The organism is Streptomyces sp. NPDC044921, from assembly GCF_056432865.1.
Genome location: NZ_JBWKIF010000026.1, coordinates 55,450 through 79,060 on the forward strand (window position 1 = coordinate 55,450; position 23,611 = coordinate 79,060).

Here is a 23,611-nt window from a genome sequence, read left to right on the forward strand (position 1 = left end):
ATCCACCCCTGTAGTACAGGGCGATGGAATTTAAGAAGACGCGGCCCCGACTCTGGGAGCCGGGGCCTTCGACGTGACGATCAGCCTGTCCTGGTCTCGCCGATCACGAGGCGTGCCTGTTCCTCCGGGGTGAGGGTGGGACCGTGGGATACGGACACCGTGGTGGTCAGTCCGGGGGTGTTGACCTTCCGCAGGGCGGCCATCTCGTCCGGACCGTGCACCTCGAAGTTGCACAGGTAGCAGCCGAAACCGTTCGCGGTGAACGTCGTCTCCGTGGCCGTATGGCCAATCGGCTCGAAGGTGAGGAGGCCCTGACCGCCACAGGCCGGGCAGTTGCCGCCCGAGGTCTTCAGGACGAGCAGGTCTCCGTCCCTGACCTCCATCGGCTTGGCGAACCACTCCTCCTTGCGGGGCTGGGGTGCCTTGAGAGCGCCTTCCTTTACCTCCGCCGGGAGACCCACGAACCGGTCCTCGAACGCGTGCCGGGCCTGGACCATCCGGAGCTGAACCTCGCGGAAGACCTGGTCCTCCTGCTCGTTCACAGCGTTCTTGACCGGGTCCGTCCACCGTTCCCAGAACTCGACCAGCGGCTTGCTGAGCTCGTCAAGCAGCGTCTCGATCGTCCGGGCGAGTGGAGTGATCATCCCCTTGGCCAGGGTGCTGTCCGATGCAGCATGGGCTGCGCCGTTGCGTATCTCGATCAGCAAGTCGAGATCGGTATCGGCCTTGAGCACACCGATCTTTCGGAGTCGCCTGATGGCCTCCGTGGCCCCGACAGTGCGGACTCTCTCCTCGTCCAACTGAACATGTCCGCCGAGATGCATGATCATGTCCGCACTGTTATTACGGATCTCCGCGACGTAGACCGGATTCTTCGCGGCGAGGGCCGCCTTGGCGAGCTTCTCGACCGCGACACCGGCGTGGAGCGCGAACTCGTCGTACTCCGGGCGGCCATGGTCGTCCATGGCCTTGTGGGCGGCCTTCTTGGCGCCCTGGTAAAAGCTCTCAGACGAGAGCGAATCGTCCATGTCGGGACGGTAGCGGCACCTGTGCCACACCCGCGACGGGTTAGGTGATCCATCTAAGCTGACGGCTGCCCCACCTGAATCGGCAGAGTGGGCGGGCAGGCGATGGCCGCCATTTGGGCTGCTGGCAGCGGCTTCAGCGGTGGCCACGTCAGCGTGGCGCCGACAGGCCACAGCGGATGGAACATGGGATGAGGGTCGAAGGGCGCGAGAACCTGATCGTCACTGAGGGACCCGGCCCGGACCAGCTGAATCAACAACCAGCCGATCCTCAGTGTCGAGATATACGTCGGGTTCGCGGTAGGGTCTGGCCCGCTGTACTGAGGGCAAACGAATTCCACCATGGCTGAACCCTCGTCGTTCTCCCAGGGCTCCATGGCACCGATTCTGGCGATCATGAAGCGACTAGGCTCACGATCGTGACAGAAGGCGGCACAGTCCTTCAGCGGCAGCATCTCCAACCTGGGATGCTTGTTCTGGCCTGAGAACATGAACATGGTCTTTAGGGACCAAGAGGCCAGCGCCCTCTGGTCCTCTGGGGTCAGCGTGACCGCTCGTCCGTTGATCAAGTCGGGCAGGAACGGACGCACCTCGTTTTCGAGTCTGTTCATCCATCCGTTGTTGCAGGATGCACAAACGATCTTGACTGTGGCGTCGAGAGCCGAGGCGACGTGTTGGACCCGGGTTGATTCTGTCTCTCTGATGTGGAGGGCCCGAGAGCCGCCGGGCGGCAACGCAGACTTGAGCCACCTGGGGAGTGTGTGCTCCTTCGTCAGCGGAGTGGCGCCACAGAAGACACAGGTACGAGCCATGCCGAGGACCGTACCGCCGCCTGTAGTACAGGGCGATGGATTTTAAAGACCCGGCCCCAGGGCGAACCACCCAGGAACTCCCCAGGGTCGGGGGTGGGGGGCAAACCTCGGGAGAGCTGGCCGGCTCGGTGAGCTCGGGCACGAGCTGGGCGTCTCCGTTGGCGTCGCCACTGTCGTCGGTCGTTCCTCGGCAACCGTCGATCAGCCGACCGGACGGCAGCCGTCGTTCTCTCTCAGTGAAGCCGCTCCACCTGTCCAGACCTCATATCTGCAACGTGCTCCGCACCAGACATAAACGCCAGACCTGATGAAGCACTGCTCGCTGAATTCCACCCGTTCCCTCGTCCGCCGCAGCTGGCGCGTTCGGGCGCGGGCGGCCTGTCCCGAAGCGCGAGTAGAAACTGTCTGGCGTGACGCTCGTTTGACGCTCCGAGTTCCCGTACGCGGGACCGCGGGCGGATAGACTGCCTCTGACCTGGGCTTTTTCGTGACCCGTCCAGGTCGATCCCTTTCCGATGACGCATCATGTGGAGTGCGTGGCGATTCTGGAGCCGGCGCAGAAGGGCTCCTGAACTGCTGCTGTGCGGGGGAGCACTGACGATAGGTCAGCGTCTGGCAGTCCCGAGTGGGGGAACGCGCCCGCTCTCTCCGCTCCCCGCTCCCCGCTCTCCGCTCTCCGCCTCCCCGATCCGGTCGCTTCGCGAGGAGCGTGGGACGCGGGCTTCGAGCGGGCTCTGAGTAGCCTCTTGCGCCTCCAGGCCTGAGTGTTTTCGGTCAGGGTGCCGGTTCCGGGTGCGCCTGCGGGGCGCGGGGCATCGTCGATCCGGCCCCGGGGGCGGCGTTTTCTCCCTGCTCCGCCCTCCTCCCTGGGGCCCGTGGGCATGCCGAGCAAGGTGTCTGTCCGGTATGGCTTGATCGGATCACCTGTGCGATAGCGAATCGGCCATCCGGGCGGGCGCGGCGGCCGGATCCCGGGGCGGGATCCGGCCACTACAGGTACCGGGGAGTTTCACGGTTACCCGGTGTAAGGGCCAACAAATTCTCGAAAGTGGTATTCCGGTCCGGATTACTCGGTGCGAATTCGCACACCTGATCTCTCGGGCAATCCGTGAAAAGGGAAGAGGATTCCCCAATTCCGCGCCGTCGAAGCCCCTGACCACAGGGACGGCTGGAAAACGCCAGCGAACCGGCCCGGCCGCTCAGGTATTGTCGTCCAGGCGCTCTGGTGAGGACGGTGGGTGGAGTTCTGGGGGGAAACATCCGTGGGCGAGCGGCTCGGTTTCAAGATCCTGGGGCCCCTGTCGGTGACGGCGAACGGCCGTGCGCTCACCGTCGGCGGTGCGCGGCAGCGAACGGTCCTGGCTCTGCTGCTGCTCAACCCTGGCCGGATCGTACCGGTCGACACCCTCGTCGACGGTGTCTGGAACAGCGGCCCGCCCGCCACCGCCCGCACACAGATCGCGATCGTGATCGCCGCCCTGCGCAAGGCCTTCAAGGCCGAGGGCGTCACCGAGGACATCATCGTCACCGCCCACCCCGGATACGTCCTCAGAACCGAGGGGCACGCCGTCGACTCGGTGGACTTCGCCCGGCTGGTCAAGGACGCCGAGACGGCGGTGGAGCAGGGCCGGTACGCCGACGCGGCCGACAGCTACGCGCAAGCCCTCGCCCTGTGGACGGGCCCCGCCTTCGCCGGTATCGCCAGCCCGCTGGTGGAGGACGAGGCCGCCCGGCTCGAAGGGCACCGCCTCAACGCCTACGACGACGCCACCTCCGTCCTGCTGGAACTCGGCAACCACCAGGACCTCGTACCGGAGCTGGCGGCCGTCGTGCGGGAGCATCCGCTGCGCGAGCGCACCCGGCACCATCTGATGCTCGCGCAGTACCGGTCCGGGCGGCGGGCCGAGGCGATGGGCACCTTCCGGGAGGCGCGCTCCCAGTTCATCGAGGAACTCGGCATGGAGCCGGGCCCCGACCTCCAGGAACTGCACGACGCGATCCTGCGCGACGACCCCTCCCTCGCCCCCGCGCCGCCGGTCGTCACCGCCGACCTGCTGCGCTCCGACTCCGTCATCGTCCCTTCCGAACTCCCTCCGGACGTGCCCGGCTTCACCGGCCGCGAGCCCGAACTGGCGGTCCTCGACCTGCTGGTGGCGGACCGGGACCGCCACCAGGGGCCCGCCTTCGGGCTGATCACCGGCATCGCCGGCGTCGGCAAGACCGGCCTCGCGGTCCGCTGGGCCCACCGGGCCGCCGCCCACTTCCCGGACGGACGGCTCTTCGCCGACCTGCGCGGCTACGACGAGGAGCACGAGCCGACCGTCGCCGCCGACGTCATCAGCCGGTTCCTGCGCTCGCTGGGCGTGCCCAGTGACCAGATACCGCCGGAGACGGAGGCGCTCGTCGCGCTGTACCGCAGCGTGCTCGCCGAGCGGCAGGTGCTCGTCGTCCTGGACAACGTCCGCTCCTATGCGCAGCTGCGCACCCTGCTGCCCGGCAGCGGGCGCTGCGCCGTGCTGGTCACCAGCCGGGACCAGCTGGAGGAGCTGGTCACGTGGCCGCAGGAGGCCCGGGTGCACCTCGGCGTGCTGCCCGAGCCGGAGGCCGTGGAACTGCTCGGACGGATCGTCGGCACCGAACGCATCGCCTCCGCCCGCGCCGACACCGTACGGCTGGCCGAGCTGTGCGACCGCCTGCCGCTGGCCCTGCGCATCGCCGCCGCCCGGCTCGCCTCCAAACCGCACTGGAGCGTACGGCACCTGGTCACCCGGCTCACCGACGAGGCACGCAGGCTGGACGAGCTGAGCCAGGGCGCTTCCCGGGTGCGGGCCAGCTTCGCGCTGTCGTACCGCTACCTGCCCGAGGAGGCGGCGCTGCTCTACCGGCGGCTCGGCCTGCTCGACGTGCCGGACTTCGCGGCCTGGGTCGGGGGCGCCCTGCTCGACGTCGACGTGCTGGACGCCGAGCGGATCATGGAGGACCTCGTCGACGCCCAGTTCCTGGAGGTCGTCGGCGTCGACGCGACCGGCCGGCTGCGCTACCGGCTGCAGAACCTGATGCGCCTGTACGCCCGGGAGCGGGCCTACGCCGAGGAGCCGCCGGACGCCCAGCGGGCCGCCCGCGAGCGCGCCTTCCGCACCTGGCTGACGATCGCGGAGGAGGCCCACCGGCGGGAGTACGGGGGCCATTTCAGCGTCGTGCACAGCGAGGTGGCGCGCCGGCCGGTCGACCCCGTCCACCTCGACGAACTCCTCGACTCCCCGCTGGAGTGGCTGGAGGCGGAACGCCTGTCGCTGGTCGCCGCGGTCGAGCAGACGGCCGCCCTGGACATGGCTGACCTCGCCTGGGACCTCACGGTCTCGGCGGCGGTGCTCTTCGAGACCCGCCACTACCTGGACGACTGGCGCATCTGCTCGGAGGCGGCGCTGGCCACGGCCCGCAGGACGGGCAACCTGCGCGGGCAGGCCGCCATGCTCCACCAGCTCGGCGGCGTCGCCCAGTCCTACCGCCGGCTGGAGGAGGCGCACGCCCGCTACAGCGAGGCGCTGGAGCTGTTCGAGCGGGCCGGCGAGGAGCACGGGCAGGCGCTGAACCTGCGCAACCTGTCGATCCTGGACCGGTTCCGCGGCAACCTGGACGTCGCCATGGAGCGGCTGCGGACGGCCCGGGACATCCTGCGCCGGGTCGGCGACACCTCCTCCGAGGCGCACACCCTCGACAACATGGCGCAGATCGAACTGGACCGCGGAGCCACCGAACCGGCGATGAAGCTGAGCCTCGAAGCGGTCCAGCTCATGGAGTCGATCGGCGGCGGCAGCCGGCGCGGCGCCGCCCAGACGCTGCACCGGCTGGGCCGGGTGCATCTGGCCCGGTCGGACTTCGACCTGGCGGAAAAAGCGTTTCAGCAAGTGGTCACGCTGGTCACCGACAAGTCCGACCGGGTGGGGCTCGCCTACGCCCTGCTGGGACTCGGGGAGAGCCGCCTGGGCGCGGACGAGGTGGAGGCCGCCGCGACCACGCTGACCGAGGCGCTGGAGATCGTCGAACACATCGACTCCCCCCTCGTCGACGGCCGGATCAACCTCGTCCTCGGCGACGCGCTGCGCCGGCTGGGCCGCCGTGACGCGGCGCGGGAGCGGCTGACCGCCGCCCACGACGTGTTCGTCCGCGCCGACGCCCCGCAGTGGCGCGCCGAGGCGGAACGCGCGCTGGCCCGGCTGGAGGACGAGGAGGGCTGACGCCGGGCGCCGACGGGGGTGGGGAGGTCCGGGGGGCCCGGGTCCGCCACGTGCCGTTGTAGACGGCCGATACCCCACCGATAAGCGGGCTGCCTACGTTCGGCCGGTACCACTGCCAGCCGAAACGTGGAGTACACGATGCCGCCTGTCGCCAAGGCGCCCACCTTCGCCGTGATCTCCGGCGCCCAGGTCCACCGGGTCCTGGCGGGCCGGCACCGGGAGGTGGTGCGTCTGATCGAAACGGCGTACCGCGCCCACGGTGCCGGTGACACCGTCAACCCGCCGTCCTACTTCCTCCGCTTCCCCGACCGGCCCGCCTCCCGCATCATCGCGCTCCCCGCCTCGATCGGCGGCGGCATCGGCGTGGACGGCCTGAAATGGATCTCCAGCTTCCCCGGCAACGTGGCGGCGGGCCTCCCGCGCGCCTCCGCCGTGCTCATCCTCAACGACCCGGAGACCGGCTACCCGCTGGCCTGCCTGGAGAGTTCGATCATCAGCGCGGCCCGTACCGCCGCCTCCGCGGCGCTGGCCGCCGACACCCTCGGCCGGGCCCGCGGGGACCGGCCGCGCCGGGTCGGTTTCTTCGGCACCGGTCTCATCGCCCGGTACGTCCACCAGTATCTGGCGGGCACCGGCTGGGAGTTCGACGAGATCGGCGTGCACGACCTGTCGGCGGAGCACGCCGCCGGGTTCGCCGGGCACCTCGGCCGCTCCGGGGCCGGGGGCCGGGTCACCGTGCACGGGTCGGCCGAGGACCTCGTCCGCGGCAGCGACCTCGTCGTCTTCGCCACCGTCGCCGGCACCCCGCACGTCACCGACCCCGGCTGGTTCGGCCACCACCCGCTGGTGCTGCACGTGTCGCTGCGCGACCTGGCGCCCGAGGTGATCCTCTCCGGCGCCAACTTCGTCGACGACGTCGAGCACTGCCTGAAGGCCGACACCTCCCCACATCTGGCCGAACGGCTCAGCGGCGGCCGGGAGTTCATCGACGGCACCCTCCACGACGTGCTGACCGGCGCGGCCCGGGTGCCCGCCGGCCGGCCCGTGTTCTTCTCGCCGTTCGGCCTGGGCGTCCTCGACCTCGCCGTCGGCAAGCACGTCTACGACCGGCTGCTCGCCTCCGGCGAACTCGCCGTGGAGCAGGACTTCTTCCACGAGCTGCGCCGCTACGGCTGACCATCGACCGCCACCCTTCGAGGATGGGGTACACCTGTGACCACACTGCTCGACTCACCGCCCCGAGCGGCCGGCGCACCACGCCGGCTGCTCACCGTCCAGGTCGACGAGACCGTCCTGCCCCCGCACGACCCGCTGGACCTGTACACGGCGCTGCGCGCCCGTGCCGGCGACGAGGTGTTCCTGCTGGAGAGCCTCGCCGCCCCCGAGGAGGACGGCAACGGCGCCGTGGTCGGCCACGGCCGGCTCGCCGAACTCCAGGTGCACGCCGACCGCGTCACCGTCGACGGGGCCCCCGCCGTCACCGAGGCGCTGCGCGCCGCCGCCGACGACCTGGGGCTGGCCGAACTGCCGGACGGCGCCCGCGCCCTGGCCGACGCGGGCCAGGTGTGGGAGCTGCTGCGGGCCGCCCAGCGGACGTTCACCGTGCAGACCCCGGTGCCCGCCGACGGGTACGCCTTCGGCTTCCTGGCCACCGTCGGCTACGGCGCCGCCTGGCACATGGAGCGGCTGCCCGAGCGCACCCCCGGCGGCGGCCCCGACCTCGTCCTGACCCTCTTCCGCGAGGTCGTCTGCTACGACCTCGACGCGGGCACCGCCCGGCAGCTGACCGCCCGCTGCCCGGACTTCCCGCCCGCCGCGGTCCCCGACCTCGTCGCCACCGTCGCCGCCGGGCTGCGCCCGCCCGCCTGCGAGCCCGCCCCGCTGCCCGCGGCGCCCGCCGCGCGCGCGGTCCGGGACAGCACCGACGAGCGGGCCTTCCTCGCCCAGGTGGAACGCTGCCTGGCGCACATCGGCGTCGGGGACATCTACCAGATCCAGATCGGTCACCGCATCGACGTGGACACCGAGCTGACACCGCTGGAGGTCTACCGGCGGTTGCGGCACCGCAACCCGTCGCCGTACATGTACCTCGTCCCGCGGGACGGCTCCACGCTGATCGGCGCCAGCCCCGAGGTGCTGTTCCGCACCGAGGGCGACCGGATCGTCATGCGGCCCATCGCCGGCACCACCGCGCGCAGCGGCGACCCGGCGGTCGACGGGCCGCGCATCGAGACGCTGAAGGCCAGCGAGAAGGAACGCGCCGAGCACGTCATGCTGGTCGACCTGTGCCGCAACGACATCGGCCGGGTCAGCGCGCCGGGCACGCTGGACGTGCAGCGGCTGATGACCGTGGAGAGGTACTCGCACGTCTTCCACCTCGTCTCCACCGTCGAGGGGGTCCTCGCGCCCGGCGAGGACACCTGGTCGGTGCTGCGCGCCACCTTCCCGGCCGGCACGGTCACCGGCGCCCCGAAGATCCGGGCCATGGAGATCATCGAGGAGCTGGAGAGCGCGCCCCGGGGGATGTACGCGGGCGCGGTCGGCCTGGTCGACGTGCGCGGCTGGTCCCGGCTCGCCCTGTGCATCCGCACCGTCACCCACGACGGGACGGCGTACTCCACGCAGAGCTGCGCCGGCATCGTCGCCGACTCCGATCCGCTCGCCGAGTGGCACGAGACGCTGCACAAGATGGGCGCCGCCTACTGGGCGCTGACCGGTGAGGAGCTGCTGCCGTGAAGGTCCTGCTCGTCGACGCCTACGACAGCTTCACCCACATCATCGACCAGTACCTGCGCACGCTGGGCGCCGAGACGGACGTGGTGCGCTCGGGCACCCGCACCCCGGCGCAACTCGCGGCCATGGGGGCGGAGGCGGTGGTGCTGGGGCCCGGGCCCGGTCATCCGGCCGACTCCGGGCACGTGGAGCTGGTGCACGCCTTCGCCGGGCGGGTGCCGCTGCTCGGGATCTGCCTCGGCCACCAGGCGATCGCTCTCGCCTACGGGGCACGGATCGCCGTCGCCGCCCGGCTCAAGCACGGCAAGACCAGCCCGGTCGCGCACGACGGCGCGGGGGTCTTCACCGGCCTCGGCGGCGAGGTGACCGCCACCCGGTACCACTCGCTCGTCGTCGAGGAGCCGCTGCCGCGGGAGCTGGCCGTGACGGCCCGGGCCGCCGACGACGGCCATGTCATGGGCCTGCGGCACCGCACGCTCGCCGTGGAGGGGCTGCAGTTCCATCCCGAGTCCATCACGACGGTGGGAGGAATGCGGCTGCTGGACAACTTCCTGCGCAGGTCGGGACGGGCCGCCGTGCCCCTTGCCTGAAGTTATTCGATTTTCCCCTGTGCGGCCCGGGAAGGCTGCGGAGAGGGCCTCCGCAACCCCCGCGCAACCCCTGGAATCTATGGGTCCGAATTACTCCTAAACCCGTGGTGACCTGCGAGTATATCGTCGTTATCGCCCGAGCGGTGATCGCTGAAGCGCCTCCGATAATCGACTGAAGCCGCAGCTCCGTAATTTTCTCGGTGTCGGGACGGGACAGGCCGGACCGAAACCAAGAGAAGTAAATGACGGGGAGACGGAAATGCAGCTCACGCAGATCAGGAAGTCCGGGATCCACGCTCTCGCCGCCGCCGCCTTCACGGCCGGCGCCCTGTTCGCCAGCCTGGCGGTGGCCGGCCAGGCGCACGCGGCTCCGCACAGCGTGGTGGCCGTCGCCCACGAGGTGGACCCGTGGAGCGGCGTGGTCACCGGTGGCGACGTGGACCCCTGGAGCGGCGTGACCGCCGGTGGCGACGTGGACCCGTGGAGCGGCGTGACCGCCGGTGGCGATGTGGATCCCTGGAGCTGACGCCCGCGAGGCACTGGTCCGGGACCGGATGACTGAAGGAGAACCGGAGTGAACGCAAGGACCGCACCGGGTGGGCCGCAACGGTCCTGGCCCGAGCTGCTCGGCTCCGTCCTGAACGGTCGCGACCTGTCCGAGCCGGACACCGCGTGGGTGATGGACCAGGTGATGCGCGGCAAGGCCTCCGACGCCCTGATCGCCGGCTTCCTGGTGGCGCTGCGCGCCAAGGGGGAGACGACCGGCGAACTGGAGGGGCTGGTACGGGGGATGATGGCGCACGCCGTACGCATCGACGTGCCGGGGAGGACCGTCGATGTGGTGGGCACCGGAGGGGACGGGGCGAAGACCGTCAACATCTCCACGATGTCCGCGGTCGTGGCGGCGGGCGCGGGGGCGCGCGTCGTCAAGCACGGCAACCGCGCCTCCAGTTCCGCCTCCGGCTCGGCCGACGTACTGGAGAAGCTCGGGGTGAGCCTGCGGCTGCCGCCGCGCCAGGTGGCGGCACTGGCGGAGGAGGTCGGGATCACGTTCTGCTTCGCCCCCGACTTCCATCCGGCGATGCGGCACGCGGCGGTCGCCCGGCGCGCGCTCGGCATCCCCACCGTCTTCAACGCCCTCGGGCCGCTGACCAACCCGGCGGCCCCCGCGGCCCAGGCGGTCGGTGTCGCCGACGCCCGGCTGCTGCCGCTCGTCGCCGGGGTGCTGGCGCGCCGGGGGGTCGACGCGCTGGTGTTCCGCGGCGACGACGGGCTGGACGAACTGACCGTCACCACCACCTCCACCGTCCTCGCCGTGGAGGGCGGCACGGTCCGCCAGGAGGCGTTCGACCCACGGGCCCTCGGCTTCGGGTACGCCCCCGTCGAGGCGCTGCGCGGGGCGGACGCGGGATACAACGCGGACGTGGCGCGGCGGATCCTCGGCGGTGAGCGGGGGCCGGTGCGGGACGCCGTCCTGCTCTCGGCCGCCGCCGCCCTGGCCGCGCTGGAGCCGGCCGGCGGACGGACGGTCACCGAACGCCTCGCCCCGGCCGTCGGCCGGGCCGCCGAGGCGATCGACTCGGGTGCCGCCCGGTCCACCCTCGAACGCTGGGCCCTGGCCAGCGGCGCCCACGCCCTGACACCGGCGGCCTGACCATGGGCTCTCTGTGCGACCACCACGCCCCCGGTCCCCGCCGTCACGGCGGGGACCGGGGGCGCGGCCGGGGTGCGGAGTCCGGGCGGGGCGCGGGGCCGCGGGTCCGGACCGGCGTGCGGTGGGGGACGTGGCACACGTGCGGGCGTCGGTCCCGCGCGGAGGTGGGCCGGAGAGGCGCGCCGGGCGGGTCCGTCCGCGGCGGGGCGCGTCACGCGGCGGTGACCGGCCGGGAGGCGGGGACGGACGGTTCGGGGGCCGGTCCGCGGAGGAACCAGGTGAGGGCGGGGGAGGTCATGGCCGTGGTGACCAGGGCCATGAGGACCAGGATGGTGAACAGGTCCGGGCCGATGACCCCCAGTTCCAGGCCGATGTTGAGGACGACGAGCTCGGTCAGGCCGCGGCAGTTCATCAGCGCGCCGAGCGACATCGCGTCCCGCCAGGACTGGCCCGACAGCCGTGCCGCCGCCGTACTGCCGCCGAACTTGCCGAGCAGGGCCACCGCCAGGACCGCGCCGGCCCACAGCCACTGGGCGGCGTCACCGGTGAGCAGCGAGACATCGGTGCGCAGTCCGGTGCTGACGAAGAACAGCGGCAGCAGCACCGGGACGGTGAACGCCCGCAGCCGGGCCGCGGACAGCTCGACCGCCCGGGAACCGCGCGGCACGGCCACGCCGAAGAGGAACGCGCCGAACAGGGCGTGGATGCCGATGCCGTCCGTGACGAAGGCCGACACGCACAGGCCGGCGAAGACGAACACCAGGACCGAGCTCTCCGCGGCCTTGCCGGCCTGCCGGGTCAGCCGGGTCAGCACCGGCCGGACCACGTACATCATGCAGGCCACGAAGACCAGTGACCAGGCGGCGGTGACGGCCGCCTGCTCCATCGAACCGCTGGTGCTGACCGCCGCGACCAGCGCCAGCAGGCACCACGCGCTGACGTCGTCCACGGCCGCGCACGCCATGGCCAGCGATCCGAGGGGAGTGGTGTAGAGGCCGCGGTCGGTGAGGATCCGCGCCAGCACCGGGAACGCGGTGATGCTCATCGCGACGGCGACGAACAGGACGAACGGCAGCCGGCCGACCCCGGCCGGAGCGAACGGGCCGTACATCCCGAGCGCCAGCAGCGCGCCCAGCAGCAGGGGCAGCGCGACGCCGGCGTAGGAGACGGTGACTGCGGTACGGCTGTGACCGCGCAGGGCCGACAGGTCCAGTTCCAGGCCGACCAGGAACATGAAGGCGAGCAGGCCGAGGTTGCCCAGCACCAGCAGGTGCGGGAGGACGTCCGCCGGGAACAGCCAGTGCTGGGCGGCGGGGGAGATCCAGCCGAGCAGCGACGGGCCGAGCAGGATGCCGAGGGTGATCTCGCCGATGACGGGGGGCTGCCCGATCCGGCGGAAGAGCAGCGCTCCGACACCGCAGACGCCGATCACCACGGGGACGGCGACGAGCAGGCCCGGCAGCGGGTCAGGAGCCGACATGCGCTTCTCCTTCCAGGGGTGAGGGCGCGGCGAGCGCGGGTGCGGGCAGGGTGCGGGCCGGGGCGGACCCCGCCTCCGGCGCCGGGGCCGACGCGGCCGCGGACCAGCGGGCGTACCGGCGTCTGCCGTAGAGCAGCGGTGACCGGCCGTCGGTCTGGGTGACGCGGGTGACGCGGCCGAAGACGGCCGTGTGGTCGCCGACCTCCACGGCGTGCACCACCGCGCAGTCCGCGACGGCGAGGGCGGCCTCCGTCAGGTGCGGCCCCGCGGCACCCAGCGGGAGCCGCCACTCGGCCCGTGCGAACCGGTCGGTGCCGCCGGAGGCGAACAGGTCCGAGACGGACCGCGCCTCCTCGTGCAGCAGGTTCAGGGCGAAGTGCCCGCTGTCCAGGGCGGCGCGCAGGGTCGGGCCGGCGGTGCGCAGGCAGACCACCAGGGTCGCCGGGTCGAGCGCCACGCTCGCCAGCGAGCTGCAGGTCATGCCGCGTGGGGCGGAGTCGGCGTCGAGCGCGGTCACCACACTGACGCCGGAGGGGAAGGACGCCATCAGGGGGCGTATGTCGGTGGGCTCCGGCGCGGCGGCCGGTGCCGCCGAAAGGGCCGAAGCGGCCGGGGGAGTGCTCGTGTGCGTCTCAGCTGTACCAGTCATGCGGTCGGCTCCTGTCGGAAGCAGGATCGGGTCCTGAATCGGGACGGTGCGGGTCCGCCCGGCGGACTGCGGGGTTCAGCGCCGCCGGGCTGATCCGTGGCCGGAGCGGCCGGGGCCTACGCGCCGTGCAGGCGGCGCAGGTAGTCGTGGGCGCTGGGCAGCGTGTCCAGCAGGTGCTGCTGCTCCTGCCTGACCTTGTCGAACAGCGGCTGGGCGCCCGCGACGGACTCCGGCTTGTGGGCGAGCGCGGGCAGCGGTGTGTCCGGCTCCAGGCCGAGGCCGGCGAAGATGCAGTAATAGCTGCCGTTGGTCCAGAAATTGCGGAACTCCGCCTCGAAGTTCCCGTAGTACGTGGACTCGTCGGTGATCGGCGAATTGATCGGGAGCCCGGCTTTGTACGCCTCGATCTTCCGCTGGATGTTCTCCGGCAGCTTCAGCTCCTTCTGGGCCCGCCAGAACGGCGAGTCGTCGCGCGGCGCGTAGTAGAAATGCGCCTGGATGAAGTCGCGGGTGTCGTCGAACATCACCTCGATCTCCTGGTTGAAGCTGTCCGCCAGCGCCGGGTTGAAGGTGCGGTCGGGGAAGTGCTTGGCGAGCTGGTGGATCGCGGCGGTGATGAAGTAGATGCCGGTCGACTCCAGCGGCTCCAGGAAGCACGAGGAAAGGCCGATGCTCACCACGTTGTTGACCCAGGCGCGGCGGTTGCGGCCGACCCGGAAACGGACGTGGTTGAACTGTGTCTCCGCGGGGTCGAGCCCCCACAGTTCACAGAACTCCGCGGTCGCCTCCTCCTGCGAGGTGAACTTGCTGGAGTAGACGTAACCGGACCCGAAACGACCCAGCATCGGGATCTTCCAGGCCCAGCCGGAGGACATCGCGATGGCCGAGGTGTACGGCTCGACCCCGTTCGCCTCGTCGTCGTGCGGTACGGCGGTGGCCACCGCCCGGTCGCACAGCAGGTGGTCGCTCATGTCGATGAACGGCTCGCCCAGCGCCTTGTTGATGAGCAGTCCGCGGAAGCCCGAGCAGTCCACGAACAGGTCGGCGTCGAGCACCCGGCCGGACTTGGTGTGCAGGGCCGTGACGTGGCCGCGCCCGTCCTGCTCGACCCGCACCATCTCGTCCTGGACGTGCTCCACGCCCTGCTTGTCGGTGGCGAAGCGGCGCAGGAAGTCGGCGACCAGAGCGGCGTCGAAGTGCCAGGCGTAGCGGGTGGACGGGGTGCCGTCGAGCCACTTGGGCGACTTGTTCGCGTCCATCACCGGCGGCTCGCGGAAGCAGGCGTAGTCGAACGGCTCGTCGGTGCGGCCCTCGTGCCGGTTCTTGTACCAGTAGTGGGACAGCGGCGTGTTGTCGTGGTCGGGGAGGATGCCGAACGGGTGGTAGAAGTGGTCCGGCCGGCCGCTGTCCAGCGTGCGCGCCCCGGGCTCCCCGCGGCCCGGGGTGCGCCAGTTGACGAAACGCACGGCCATCTTGAAGCTGGCGTTGCACTCGCGCATCCACTCCTCCTCGGGTATGCCGAGGTAGTCGAAGAGCACGCGGTGCAGATTCGGCACGGTGGCCTCGCCCACGCCGATCCGGGGGATGGCCGGGGCTTCCAGTACCTGGATGTCGACGGTGCCCTGGAGCGCCTTGCCCAGATAGGCGGCGGTCATCCAGCCGGCCGTGCCACCGCCGAGGATGACGACTTTGCGGATGCGGGAGTCGGTGTCGGTCGTACCCATGTCGGTCATAGGAAGGCTCATTTCTCCGGTCGGGTGCGTCTGTGTGTCCTTGTGTGCAGCGCCTTTGTGCGCTGTCGAGTGGATTTACACGCCAGAATCGGCTGACCCGCTATGCGGCATCTATAGGTGGCCGGAATTGCCGCTTGAGCAGGTTCGTATGGGTGAGGTATAGGCGGCTCGGCGATTCTCGGTTGGCGTCGAATACCGCCCCGCAACTCCCAGCAGAGGATGGCTGCATCAGATGCCGTACGAAGACGGGAAGGCCGTTGCCCAGGGACCGGGCGGACTTCCCGGCATGCCGCTCGCCGAACTCCGGGGAATCCTCGCCGTGGTGGGGAACACTCCGCTCATAGAGCTGGAACGGCTCGCACCGGACTTACCGGTACGGCTGTTCGCCAAGGCCGAGCGGTTCAATCCCGGCGGCAGCGTCAAGGACCGGTCGGCGCTGTCGATGGTGCTGAACCGGATCCGCTCCGGGGAACTCGTGCCCGGTCGTTCCACCGTGATCGAGTCCAGTTCCGGGAACCTCGCGATCGGACTCGCCCAGATCTGTGCGTACTTCGGACTGCGCTTCGTCTGCGTGGTCGACGCGCGCACCACCCAGCAGAACCTCGCGATCCTGCGGGCCTACGGCGCCCGGGTCGAGGTCGTCACCGACCCGGACCCGGTCACCGGGGAGCTGTTGCCCATGCGGCTGCGCAGGGTGGCGGAACTGCTGGCCTCGACACCCGACTCGTACTGGCCCGACCAGTACGCCAACCCGCTCAACCGGCAGGCGCACCTGACCACCATGCGCGAGATCGCCGAGGCGCTGGACGGCAGGGTCGACCACCTGATCCTGGCGGCCGGCACCGGAGGCACCCTGGGCGGCTGCGCCGAGTACATCCGGCAGAACGGCCTGACGACGACCGTGCACGCGGTGGACGCCGTCGGCAGCGTGCTGTTCGGCCGGAGCGCCGGCTGCACCCGGCTGGTGCCGGGCCACGGCGCGTCGATCCGGCCCCAGCTGCTGCGGCCCTCGGACGCCGACCACGTCGTCCACGTCACCGACCTGGACTGCGTGAGGGGCTGCCGCCGGCTCGTACGGCGCGAGGCGATCCTCGCGGGCGGCTCCTCGGGAGCCGTGGTCTCCGCACTGGACCGCGTCGCACCGCACCTCGAACCCGGTTCCAACGTCGTGCTGATCCTGCCCGACGGCGGCGACCGCTACCTCGACACGATCTACGACGACGCCTGGGTGCGGCGGCACTTCGGCGAGGTCGCCGAACTGTCACAGGACACCGACCTGCCGACTCAACTCGTCTCCGAACCACCGGAGTTGGCGGATATAGGGCACCGATAGCGGGCCCCGCCACCATGAACGCATCCCCGAACACCACCACCCGAGGCCCGCGCGGCCGCACACCGACGCACGGAGGCATCCCATGACCACTCAGCTCCCCGCCCTCGACGACGGGCAGAAGGCGGAGATCAAGGAAATCGTCTGCGACATCCTCGAGCTGGAACTCGACGAGGTCACCGACGTCAGCCTGTTCAAGGAGGAGCACGACGCCGACTCGCTGCGCACCATCGAGATCCTCTCCTCCCTGGAGCGGACCTTCGGCATCGCCCTGACGCAGTCGGAGCTCGGCCGGATGGTCAACCTCGCCGGCGTCTACGCCGTGGTCGCCGAGGCGCAGGTCAAGTGAGCGGGGTCGCGACGCCGGACCGCGGCGGGCACGGTGCGCGGCACCGGGTGGTCGTCACCGGCCTCGGCGTGGTGACGAGCATCGGTACCGGTGTCGACGCCTTCGCCGCCGGCCTGCGGGCCGGCCGCAGCGGCGCCAAACCGATCGGTGCCTTCGACACCACCGGTTTCGCGTACTCCAACGCCTGCGAGATCACCGACTTCGACGCGGCGGCCTGGCTGGCCGCCCAGTCCCCGGACGACCTGGGCCGGGCCGCGCAGTTCGCGGTCGCCGCGAGCCGGATGGCGGTCGCCGACGCGGGCCTGACCGCACAGCAGGTGCGCGACGTGCGCTCGCTGGTCTCGGTCGGCACCACCGACGGCGAGTCCCGCGACCTCGACCACCTCACCGCGCTCCAGGTCGCCGAGGGCGATGACGCCCTCGACGAGGTGGCGGCCCGCCGGGTGTGGCCCGGCCGGCTGTCGGCCGGCATCGTCCGCGAGCTCGGCCTGGAGGACGTGGAGACCGTCACGGTGCCCACGGCCTGCGCGGCCGGCAACTACGCGGTCGGCTACGGCTACGACGCGATCAGCTCCGGAGACGTCGAGATGGCGCTGTGCGGCGGCGCGGACGCGCTGTGCCGCAAGACCTTCACCGGCTTCTACCGGCTCGGCACCATCGCGCCCGACGTGTGCCGCCCCTTCGACGCCGACCGGCAGGGCATCCTGACCGGCGAGGGCGCCGGCATCCTGCTGATGGAGTCGCTGGAGTCCGCGCTCGCCCGCGGCGCCCGGATCTACGCCGAGGTGCTCGGCTACGGCCTGTCCTGCGACGCCAGCCACCCGGTCGCGCCGGACCGGGACTCCATCGCCCGCTGCATCACCGCGGCGCACCGCAACGCCGGCATCGAGGCCACGGACGTCGACTTCATCTCCGCGCACGGCACCGGAACCAGGGCCAACGACGTGACCGAGGTCGGCGCCATCCGGCAGGTGTTCGGCGGCACCCTGCCGCGCACGGTCTCCATCAAGTCGATGATCGGCCACACCATGGGCGCCGCCAGCGCCCTCGCCTCCGCGGCCTGCGCGCTGGCGCTGCGGGACGGCTTCATCCCCCCGACGATCAACCACCGTGCGACCGACCCCGAGTGCGCGGTCGACTGCGTGCCCAACGAGGCGGTCGAGGCGGAGCTGAGGGTCGTGCAGAACAACGGCCTCGCCTTCGGCGGCAACAACGCCGTCCTGGTGCTCGGCAAGTGGGAGCAGGCGGCGTGAGAGCCGGCCGCGTGAGAGCCGGTGGCCGCAATCTTGGAAGGAGTTGACGCACATGGCGCTCCAGGCGAACGCCGCCGCGCCCCGGCTGGCGATATCCGGCTGGGCCGTGTCCTCGCCGTACGGCTTGGGCAGGGAGGGCTTCACCGAGGGTCTCAGGTCCGGGCTGCGGGCGGTCGCGCCGGTGGACGCGGCCACCTGGCCCGTCCCCTACGCGGAGGCCGGACTGATCCCCGGCTTCGACATCAGGGCCGTCCTCGGCCGCAAGGGTACCCGTTCCATGGACCGGGTCACCGGCATCGCGGCCACCACGGTCGGCATGCTCCTCGACGAGTACGGCACCCGGCTCGCCGCCGACCCGGAGCGCACCGGCCTGGTGCTCGGCACCTCCGGCAGCGTCCAGTCGATCATGGACTTCACCCGGGACGCGCTCACCGGCGACAAGCCCTACCTCGTCGACCCGGCACGCTTCCCCAACACCGTCATGAACTGCCCCGCCGGGGCCAGTGCCATCCGGCACACCCTCAAGGGCCCCAACGTCACCGTCTCCGGCGGCGCCGCCACCGCCCTGCTCGCCCTCCAGTACGCCTCCCGGCTGCTGCGCGGCGGACACGGCACGGCCCTGCTGGCCGGCGCGGCCGAGGAGTTCTCCGTGCAGCGGGCCCGGCTGGAACGGGTCGCCGACCACGACGGCGCCGAACCCCAGCCGCTCGGCGAGGGCGCCGCCCTCTTCCTGCTGGAGGAGGCGTCGGCCGCCCGCGAGGGGGGCCGGCCCGTGCTCGCCTCGGTCCTCGGCTCCCGTTTCCGCGCCTTCCAGGACAGGGGCCGGGCCGGAGTGGCGCTGGAGCGCTGCGTCGCCGATGTGCTGGCCGGCGCGGACGCCGCCCCCGGCGACATCGAACTGATCGTGCCCGGCAACCCGCCCGGCCTGCTCGGCAAGCAGGAGGAGTCCGCCCTCGACGGGCTGACCGGCAACCGGCTCCCGGTGCGCTCCCTGGTGGGCGACGCCGGCGCGGCCTCCGCCGCCTTCCAGCTCGCCGCCGCGCTGGCCGAGGCGGGCAGCGACCCGAGCCTGGTGGACCGGCTCGCCCTGATCACCGCGGCCGACCGCGACGGCACCGTCGGCGCGCTGCTGCTGCGGCTGGCCTGAGACACCCGCGGCCCCCCGTTCCGTCACCGAGGAAAGAGGCACGTCACATGTCCGACACACCGAGGCCGGTCGCCCTGGTCACCGGCGGTTCGCGCGGGATCGGGCGGGCCGTCGTGGAGACCCTCGCCCGCGACGGTCATGACGTCGCGCTGTGCTACCAGTCGAACGAGGAGGCGGCCGCGCTCGCCGCCAAGTCCGCCGCCGCGCACGGCGCCCGCACCCTGGCCCGCCGCGTCGACGTCACGGACCGCGCCGCCGTGGCCGCGTTCGCGGCCGAGACCGAGGAGCTGCTCGGACCGGTGGACGTGGTGGTCACCGCGGCCGGGATCGTCCGCGACCAGCACCTGGCGATGATGGCCGACGAGGACTGGGACGCCGTGCTGCGCACCAACCTCGACGGCACCTACAACGTCGTCCGCGCGCTCGCCTTCCCCATGCTCAAGCGCCGCCGCGGCACCGTCGTCACGCTCTCCTCGGTCGCCGCTGCGGGGCACGCCACACAGACCAACTACTCCGCGTCCAAGGCCGGGATCATCGGCTTCACCGCGGCGTTCGCCAAGGAGGCCGGACGCTCCGGCATCCGCGCCAACGCCGTCGCCCCGGGCTTCATCAGCACCGACATGACCGGCGGCCTCTCCGAGAAGCACGCCAAGGAGATGACCCGCCGCATCCCGCTGGGCCGCTTCGGCGAACCCCAGGAGGTCGCGGAACTGGTGTCCTTCCTGGCCGGCGACCGCGCCGCCTACATCACCGGACAGGTCTTCGCCGTCGACGGCGGACTGGTCGTCTGAGAACACCCCATCCGCCCAAGGGAGTCAGCCATGCCACGCGCCGCCCGGCCGCCGCGCTTCTACTTCAACCTGCGCAGCCCCTACAACTTCCTCGCGCTGCTGGAGCTGCGCGAGAACCACCCCGGCCTGCTCGACCGGCTGGAGTGGCGGCCCTTCTGGGAGCCCGACGAGATCAGCCGGAAGCTGCTGGCCGAGGCGGGCGCCGAGTTCCCCTACGTCCCGATGTCCCGGGCCAAGCAGTTCTACATCCTGCGGGACGTGCGCCGGCTCGCCGCGGCCCGCGGGCTCACCCTGACCTGGCCGGTGGACGCCGACCCGTGGTGGGAGCCCGCGCACCTGACGTGGTTCCTCGCCGAGCGCCGGGGCCTGGGCCGGGCGTGGGTGGAGCGGGCGGGCCGGGCCCGCTGGCTGGAGGGCCGTGACCTGTGCGACCCGGCCACCGTGCGGGAACTGGCCGTCTCCATCGGCCTGGACCCCGAGGAGGCGGGCGCCGTCACCGACGACCCGGAGATCCGGGCACAAGGTGTCCGGGCCCTGGTGGACGTGGACCGCGACGGTGTGTTCGGGGTGCCGTACTTCATCCACGGCTCGGAGCCCTTCTGGGGCCTGGACCGGGTCGCCGACTTCGCGGCGTCCTTCCCCGAGCACGCCCCGGCGCCCGCCGCGCAGGACCCCGGGCCCGGTATGGCCCTCGCCGGCGGCCCCGCCTCCGACCTGAGCCACGCGGGAGGCTGCGGATGACCTCCGCCGTGCGGGCCCTGCCGCTGACCTCGATCCAGGAGTCGATGTGGACCGCGTACCGCATCGCCCCGGACAGCGCCGCCTACAACATCGTGATGCCGCTGCGGCTGAGCGGCCGCGTCGACCCCGCCGCCATGGACGCCGCGGTCACCTCCGTCGGCGAGCGCCAGGAACTGCTGCGCTCCGTCTTCGCCGAACACGGCGGACGCCCGGTCCGCATCGCCTCCGACACACCCGTCGTACGGCTGGAACTGCGCGACCTCGACGGCATCGACGAGGGCGGACTGCTGCGCGCCGTCGAGGAGGCCGGGGCCCGGCCGTTCCGGCTGGAGTCGGGCACCTTCCGGGTGGTGCTGCTGCGCCGCGCCGACGACGACTGGGCGCTGGTCACCTCCGCCCACCACATCGTCAGCGACTTCACCTCCCGCTGGCTGCTGGTCCGCGACGTCCTGGTCGCCTACGCGGCCCACGCCGCCGGCACCGCCCCCGACTGGCGCCCGCTGAAGGGCACCTACACCGAGCACGCGGCGGCGGAGCTCGCCCACACCGCCTCCGAGGCCGGGGTGCGGGCCGCCGCCGCCTGGCGGGAGTCGGTCGCCGGATCGGCCCCGGCCGAACTGCCGCTGGACCGCCAGCGCCCCCGGGTGCGCTCGCTGCGCGGCGACACCGTCGTGCGGCGGTTCGCCCCCGAGGCCGCCGACGGGATCGGCGCGGCGGCGGCCGCGGCGGGCGTGACGCCCTTCGCGTACCTGCTCGCCGTGTTCCAGTCGCTGACCCACCGCTGGACGGGACAGGACGACTTCCTGCTCGGAGTGCCGGCCTCCAGCCGCTCCGGCCGAGGCCAGCGGGACGTGATCGGATGCTTCCTCAACACCATCCCGGTGCGCGCCGAGTTCGGGCCCGGCACCACCTTCCGGGGCGCCGCCGCCCAGGCCGGTGAGCGGATCATGCGGGGCATGCTGGGCGTGCGCTACCCGTGCGGCCTGGCCTTCCCGCAGGCCACCCTGTTCCGCGCCGCGCTGTTCCTGGTCCACATGGACCGCATGGAACCACCGGTGCCCAACGTGCCGCCGGGCCAGGCGGTGGGCCGCGCCATCCCGTACGCCGGGCTCGACATCGCCCTGATCGACGTGCCGCAGCAGGAGGGCCAGCTGGACCTGCTGCTGCGCATCGAGCAGACCCCCGAGGGCGTGACCGCCGTCTTCTCCTACGACACCGACGTCCTGGACCGGACGACCGTCGAACGATTCGCGGACGGCTACGAGCGGATGCTCACGGCCGCCGTACGGGACCCGGACGCCCGGATCACCGATGTGGAACTGGCCGCCGACGCCGACCTGGACGCCGTCCTCGCCCTCGGCTCCGGCGAGACCGGCGCCTTCGACGACTTCAACTCCTTCAACTCCTTCGATTCCTTCGAGAAGGCATGGGACCACCGATGACCACCACCACGATCGCGGTGATCGGCGCGGGCATCGGCGGACTCGCCACCGCCGCCGCCCTGCACCGCCGCGGCATCGACGTCCACGTCTACGAGCGGGGCGGCACCCTGCGCGAACAAGGCGTCGGCATGCACCTCGGCCCCAACGGCACCCGGCTGCTGACCCGCATGGGACTGGCCGGGCAGCTCGCCCGCGAGGCGGTGCGGCCCGAGGCGCTGGAGGTCCGCGCCTTCCACGACGGCTCCACGGTGGCGCGGCAGGAGATGGGCGCCGCCTGGGAGGAACGCTTCGGGGCCCCCTACCTGACGGTGCACCGCGGCGACCTGCACCGGATGCTGGCCTCGCTGCTGCCCGCCGAGCGGGTCCACACCGGGCGCGAGCTGACCGGTTACGAGGAGGGCGCCAAGGGCGTCACGCTCCGGTTCGCGGGCGGCACGGTCACCCGGGCCTCCGCGCTGATCGGCGCGGACGGCGTGCACTCCCTGGTCCGCCGTCGGCTCGCCGGGCCCGAGCGGCCCGTGTACTCCGGCAACTGCGCGCTGCGGGGCCTGGTCGACGCGACCGCCCTGCCCGACCTCGACCCGGCACGGATGTACATGTTCGCGGGCCCCGCCGGGCGGGTCCTGCTCTACCCGGTCAGCGGGGGACGGCAGTTCACCTACGTCGTCGTCGCCCCGGCGCCCGAGGGCCCCGACGAGTCCTGGACGAGCGCGGCCGGGCCCGCCGACCTCGACGCGGCGCTGGCCGGTTGGGCGCCGCAGGTGCGGGCCCTCGTCGGCGCGGCACGGGACGTGCGCCGCTGGGCGCTGTACGACCGGGCGCCGCTGGAGCGGTGGAGCACCGCCCGCACCACGCTGCTCGGCGACGCGGCCCACCCGATGCTCCCGCACCACGGTCAGGGAGCCAACCAGGCCATCGAGGACGCGGTGGCGCTCGCGACCTGCCTCAAGGAGGAGGCATCGGGAGCCGCGGGCATCGCCGCCGCGCTCCGCCGCTATGAAGCCACCCGCCGGCCGCACACGACCCGTGTGCAGCTGGGTTCACGGGACGGACAGCCCACCACCACACAGAAGAGGAGCCCTTCCATGACCAGCAACCTCAACAACAACCCGAACAACAACCGCAACCTCAACAACCGCAACGTCAACCACCAGGCCGCCGATGTGGCGTGGATCCTCGCCAACGACGTCGAGGCCAACCTGAACCACGACAACGCCGACGACAACGTGTTCGGCAACGCCGCCTGATCGCTCGTCAGCGACAGGTCGCGGCAACCACGAGCCCCCGGCGCCCCCCGGCGCCGGGGGCTCGCCCCTGTCCGCGGTGTCCCGGCGGAGCGTATAGGCGGCCGATAAACGCCCGATAGCGCTGCGTTCAACCATGGGCCACACCTCACCGCACAGAAGGGACACCCCATGGCTGAACACGCGAGCGACGAAAACGTGTACCGCGTCGTGCTCAACGACGAGGAGCAGTACTCGATCTGGTGGGCCGACCGCGCCCTGCCCGCCGGCTGGCACGCCGAGGGCACCGAGGGCAGCCGGGAGGAGTGCCTGGAGCGCATCAACGCCCTGTGGACCGACATGCGCCCGCTGAGCCTGCGCCGCCGCATGGCCGAGGCCGGCGCCGGCAGCTGATCCGCAC

At 71.8% G+C, this 23,611-nt stretch carries 20 protein-coding genes; 15 read left to right on the forward strand and 5 right to left on the reverse strand.

The annotated features are described in order from the left end of the window. Positions 1-80: 80 nt before the first annotated feature. Together AC07DA_RS31370 and AC07DA_RS31375 are read right to left on the reverse strand one after the other, a co-directional pair. Positions 81-1,028 (reverse strand): hypothetical protein, encoded by a 948-nt coding sequence (locus tag AC07DA_RS31370; RefSeq protein ID WP_351348658.1) that lies wholly within the window; start codon positions 1,026-1,028, stop codon positions 81-83. A 53-nt stretch (positions 1,029-1,081) separates the two neighbouring features. Beyond that, positions 1,082-1,636: a hypothetical protein gene (locus AC07DA_RS31375; RefSeq protein WP_351348661.1), complete on the reverse strand. Its 555-nt coding sequence runs from the start codon at positions 1,634-1,636 to the stop codon at positions 1,082-1,084. A 1,463-nt stretch (positions 1,637-3,099) separates the two neighbouring features. Between AC07DA_RS31375 and AC07DA_RS31380 the strand changes: the two genes are divergently transcribed. The 6 genes from AC07DA_RS31380 (at position 3,100) to trpD (ending at position 11,052) form a co-directional block, all read left to right on the forward strand. Then, the gene (locus AC07DA_RS31380; protein ID WP_479131597.1) at positions 3,100-6,075 is read left to right on the forward strand and encodes an AfsR/SARP family transcriptional regulator; all 2,976 of its coding nucleotides are present in this window, start codon (positions 3,100-3,102) and stop codon (positions 6,073-6,075) included. A 138-nt stretch (positions 6,076-6,213) separates the two neighbouring features. Then, entirely contained in the window at positions 6,214-7,251 is a 1,038-nt protein-coding gene (gene sbnB / locus AC07DA_RS31385) for a 2,3-diaminopropionate biosynthesis protein SbnB (RefSeq protein ID WP_479131598.1), read from the forward strand. A gap of 36 nt (positions 7,252-7,287) precedes the next feature. Continuing rightward, positions 7,288-8,811 (forward strand): anthranilate synthase component I family protein, encoded by a 1,524-nt coding sequence (locus tag AC07DA_RS31390; protein WP_479131599.1) that lies wholly within the window; start codon positions 7,288-7,290, stop codon positions 8,809-8,811. Further along, on the forward strand, positions 8,808-9,398 hold the full coding sequence (locus AC07DA_RS31395) for an anthranilate synthase component II (RefSeq protein ID WP_479131600.1): 591 nt from the start codon (positions 8,808-8,810) through the stop codon (positions 9,396-9,398). The genes AC07DA_RS31390 and AC07DA_RS31395 overlap by 4 nt, the downstream gene beginning before the upstream one ends. Positions 9,399-9,657: 259 nt before the next feature. Then, positions 9,658-9,924 (forward strand): hypothetical protein, encoded by a 267-nt coding sequence (locus AC07DA_RS31400; RefSeq protein WP_479131601.1) that lies wholly within the window; start codon positions 9,658-9,660, stop codon positions 9,922-9,924. A gap of 48 nt (positions 9,925-9,972) precedes the next feature. Further along, a complete protein-coding gene (gene trpD / locus AC07DA_RS31405) occupies positions 9,973-11,052 on the forward strand; it encodes an anthranilate phosphoribosyltransferase (protein WP_479131602.1) in 1,080 nt (359 codons plus the stop codon). A 211-nt stretch (positions 11,053-11,263) separates the two neighbouring features. On the opposite strand, the gene AC07DA_RS31410 is transcribed toward trpD, so the two are convergent. The 3 genes from AC07DA_RS31410 to AC07DA_RS31420 form a co-directional block, all read right to left on the reverse strand. Then, a complete protein-coding gene (locus AC07DA_RS31410) occupies positions 11,264-12,532 on the reverse strand; it encodes a cation:proton antiporter domain-containing protein (RefSeq protein WP_479131603.1) in 1,269 nt (422 codons plus the stop codon). Beyond that, positions 12,519-13,181 (reverse strand): flavin reductase family protein, encoded by a 663-nt coding sequence (locus AC07DA_RS31415; RefSeq protein ID WP_479131604.1) that lies wholly within the window; start codon positions 13,179-13,181, stop codon positions 12,519-12,521. The genes AC07DA_RS31410 and AC07DA_RS31415 overlap by 14 nt, the downstream gene beginning before the upstream one ends. Before the next feature lie 116 nt (positions 13,182-13,297). Then, positions 13,298-14,914 (reverse strand): tryptophan halogenase family protein, encoded by a 1,617-nt coding sequence (locus AC07DA_RS31420; protein WP_479131605.1) that lies wholly within the window; start codon positions 14,912-14,914, stop codon positions 13,298-13,300. Positions 14,915-15,200: 286 nt separating this feature from the next. On the opposite strand from AC07DA_RS31420, the gene sbnA reads away from it, so the two are divergent. The 9 genes from sbnA (at position 15,201) to AC07DA_RS31465 (ending at position 23,604) form a co-directional block, all read left to right on the forward strand. Further along, positions 15,201-16,247, forward strand: a complete 1,047-nt coding sequence (sbnA, locus tag AC07DA_RS31425; RefSeq protein WP_479131651.1) for a 2,3-diaminopropionate biosynthesis protein SbnA — start codon at positions 15,201-15,203, stop codon at positions 16,245-16,247. Positions 16,248-16,329: 82 nt separating this feature from the next. Beyond that, positions 16,330-16,593, forward strand: a complete 264-nt coding sequence (locus AC07DA_RS31430) for an acyl carrier protein (RefSeq protein ID WP_479131607.1) — start codon at positions 16,330-16,332, stop codon at positions 16,591-16,593. Then, on the forward strand, positions 16,590-17,846 hold the full coding sequence (locus tag AC07DA_RS31435) for a beta-ketoacyl-[acyl-carrier-protein] synthase family protein (protein WP_479131608.1): 1,257 nt from the start codon (positions 16,590-16,592) through the stop codon (positions 17,844-17,846). Before AC07DA_RS31430 ends, AC07DA_RS31435 begins: the two co-directional genes overlap by 4 nt. Before the next feature lie 52 nt (positions 17,847-17,898). Then, on the forward strand, positions 17,899-18,993 hold the full coding sequence (locus tag AC07DA_RS31440) for a beta-ketoacyl synthase N-terminal-like domain-containing protein (RefSeq protein WP_479131609.1): 1,095 nt from the start codon (positions 17,899-17,901) through the stop codon (positions 18,991-18,993). A 47-nt stretch (positions 18,994-19,040) separates the two neighbouring features. After that, positions 19,041-19,784, forward strand: a complete 744-nt coding sequence (gene fabG / locus AC07DA_RS31445; RefSeq protein WP_479131611.1) for a 3-oxoacyl-ACP reductase FabG — start codon at positions 19,041-19,043, stop codon at positions 19,782-19,784. A gap of 30 nt (positions 19,785-19,814) precedes the next feature. Next, the gene (locus AC07DA_RS31450; protein WP_479131612.1) at positions 19,815-20,525 is read left to right on the forward strand and encodes a DsbA family protein; all 711 of its coding nucleotides are present in this window, start codon (positions 19,815-19,817) and stop codon (positions 20,523-20,525) included. Further along, positions 20,522-21,967 carry a condensation domain-containing protein gene (locus AC07DA_RS31455; RefSeq protein WP_479131613.1) on the forward strand — a complete coding sequence of 482 codons (1,446 nt, stop codon included), beginning with the start codon at positions 20,522-20,524 and terminating at the stop codon, positions 21,965-21,967. Before AC07DA_RS31450 ends, AC07DA_RS31455 begins: the two co-directional genes overlap by 4 nt. Continuing rightward, entirely contained in the window at positions 21,964-23,214 is a 1,251-nt protein-coding gene (locus AC07DA_RS31460) for an FAD-dependent monooxygenase (RefSeq protein ID WP_479131614.1), read from the forward strand. Before AC07DA_RS31455 ends, AC07DA_RS31460 begins: the two co-directional genes overlap by 4 nt. A 168-nt stretch (positions 23,215-23,382) precedes the next feature. Continuing rightward, the gene (locus tag AC07DA_RS31465) at positions 23,383-23,604 is read left to right on the forward strand and encodes an MbtH family protein (RefSeq protein ID WP_479131615.1); all 222 of its coding nucleotides are present in this window, start codon (positions 23,383-23,385) and stop codon (positions 23,602-23,604) included. Positions 23,605-23,611: the final 7 nt, after the last annotated feature.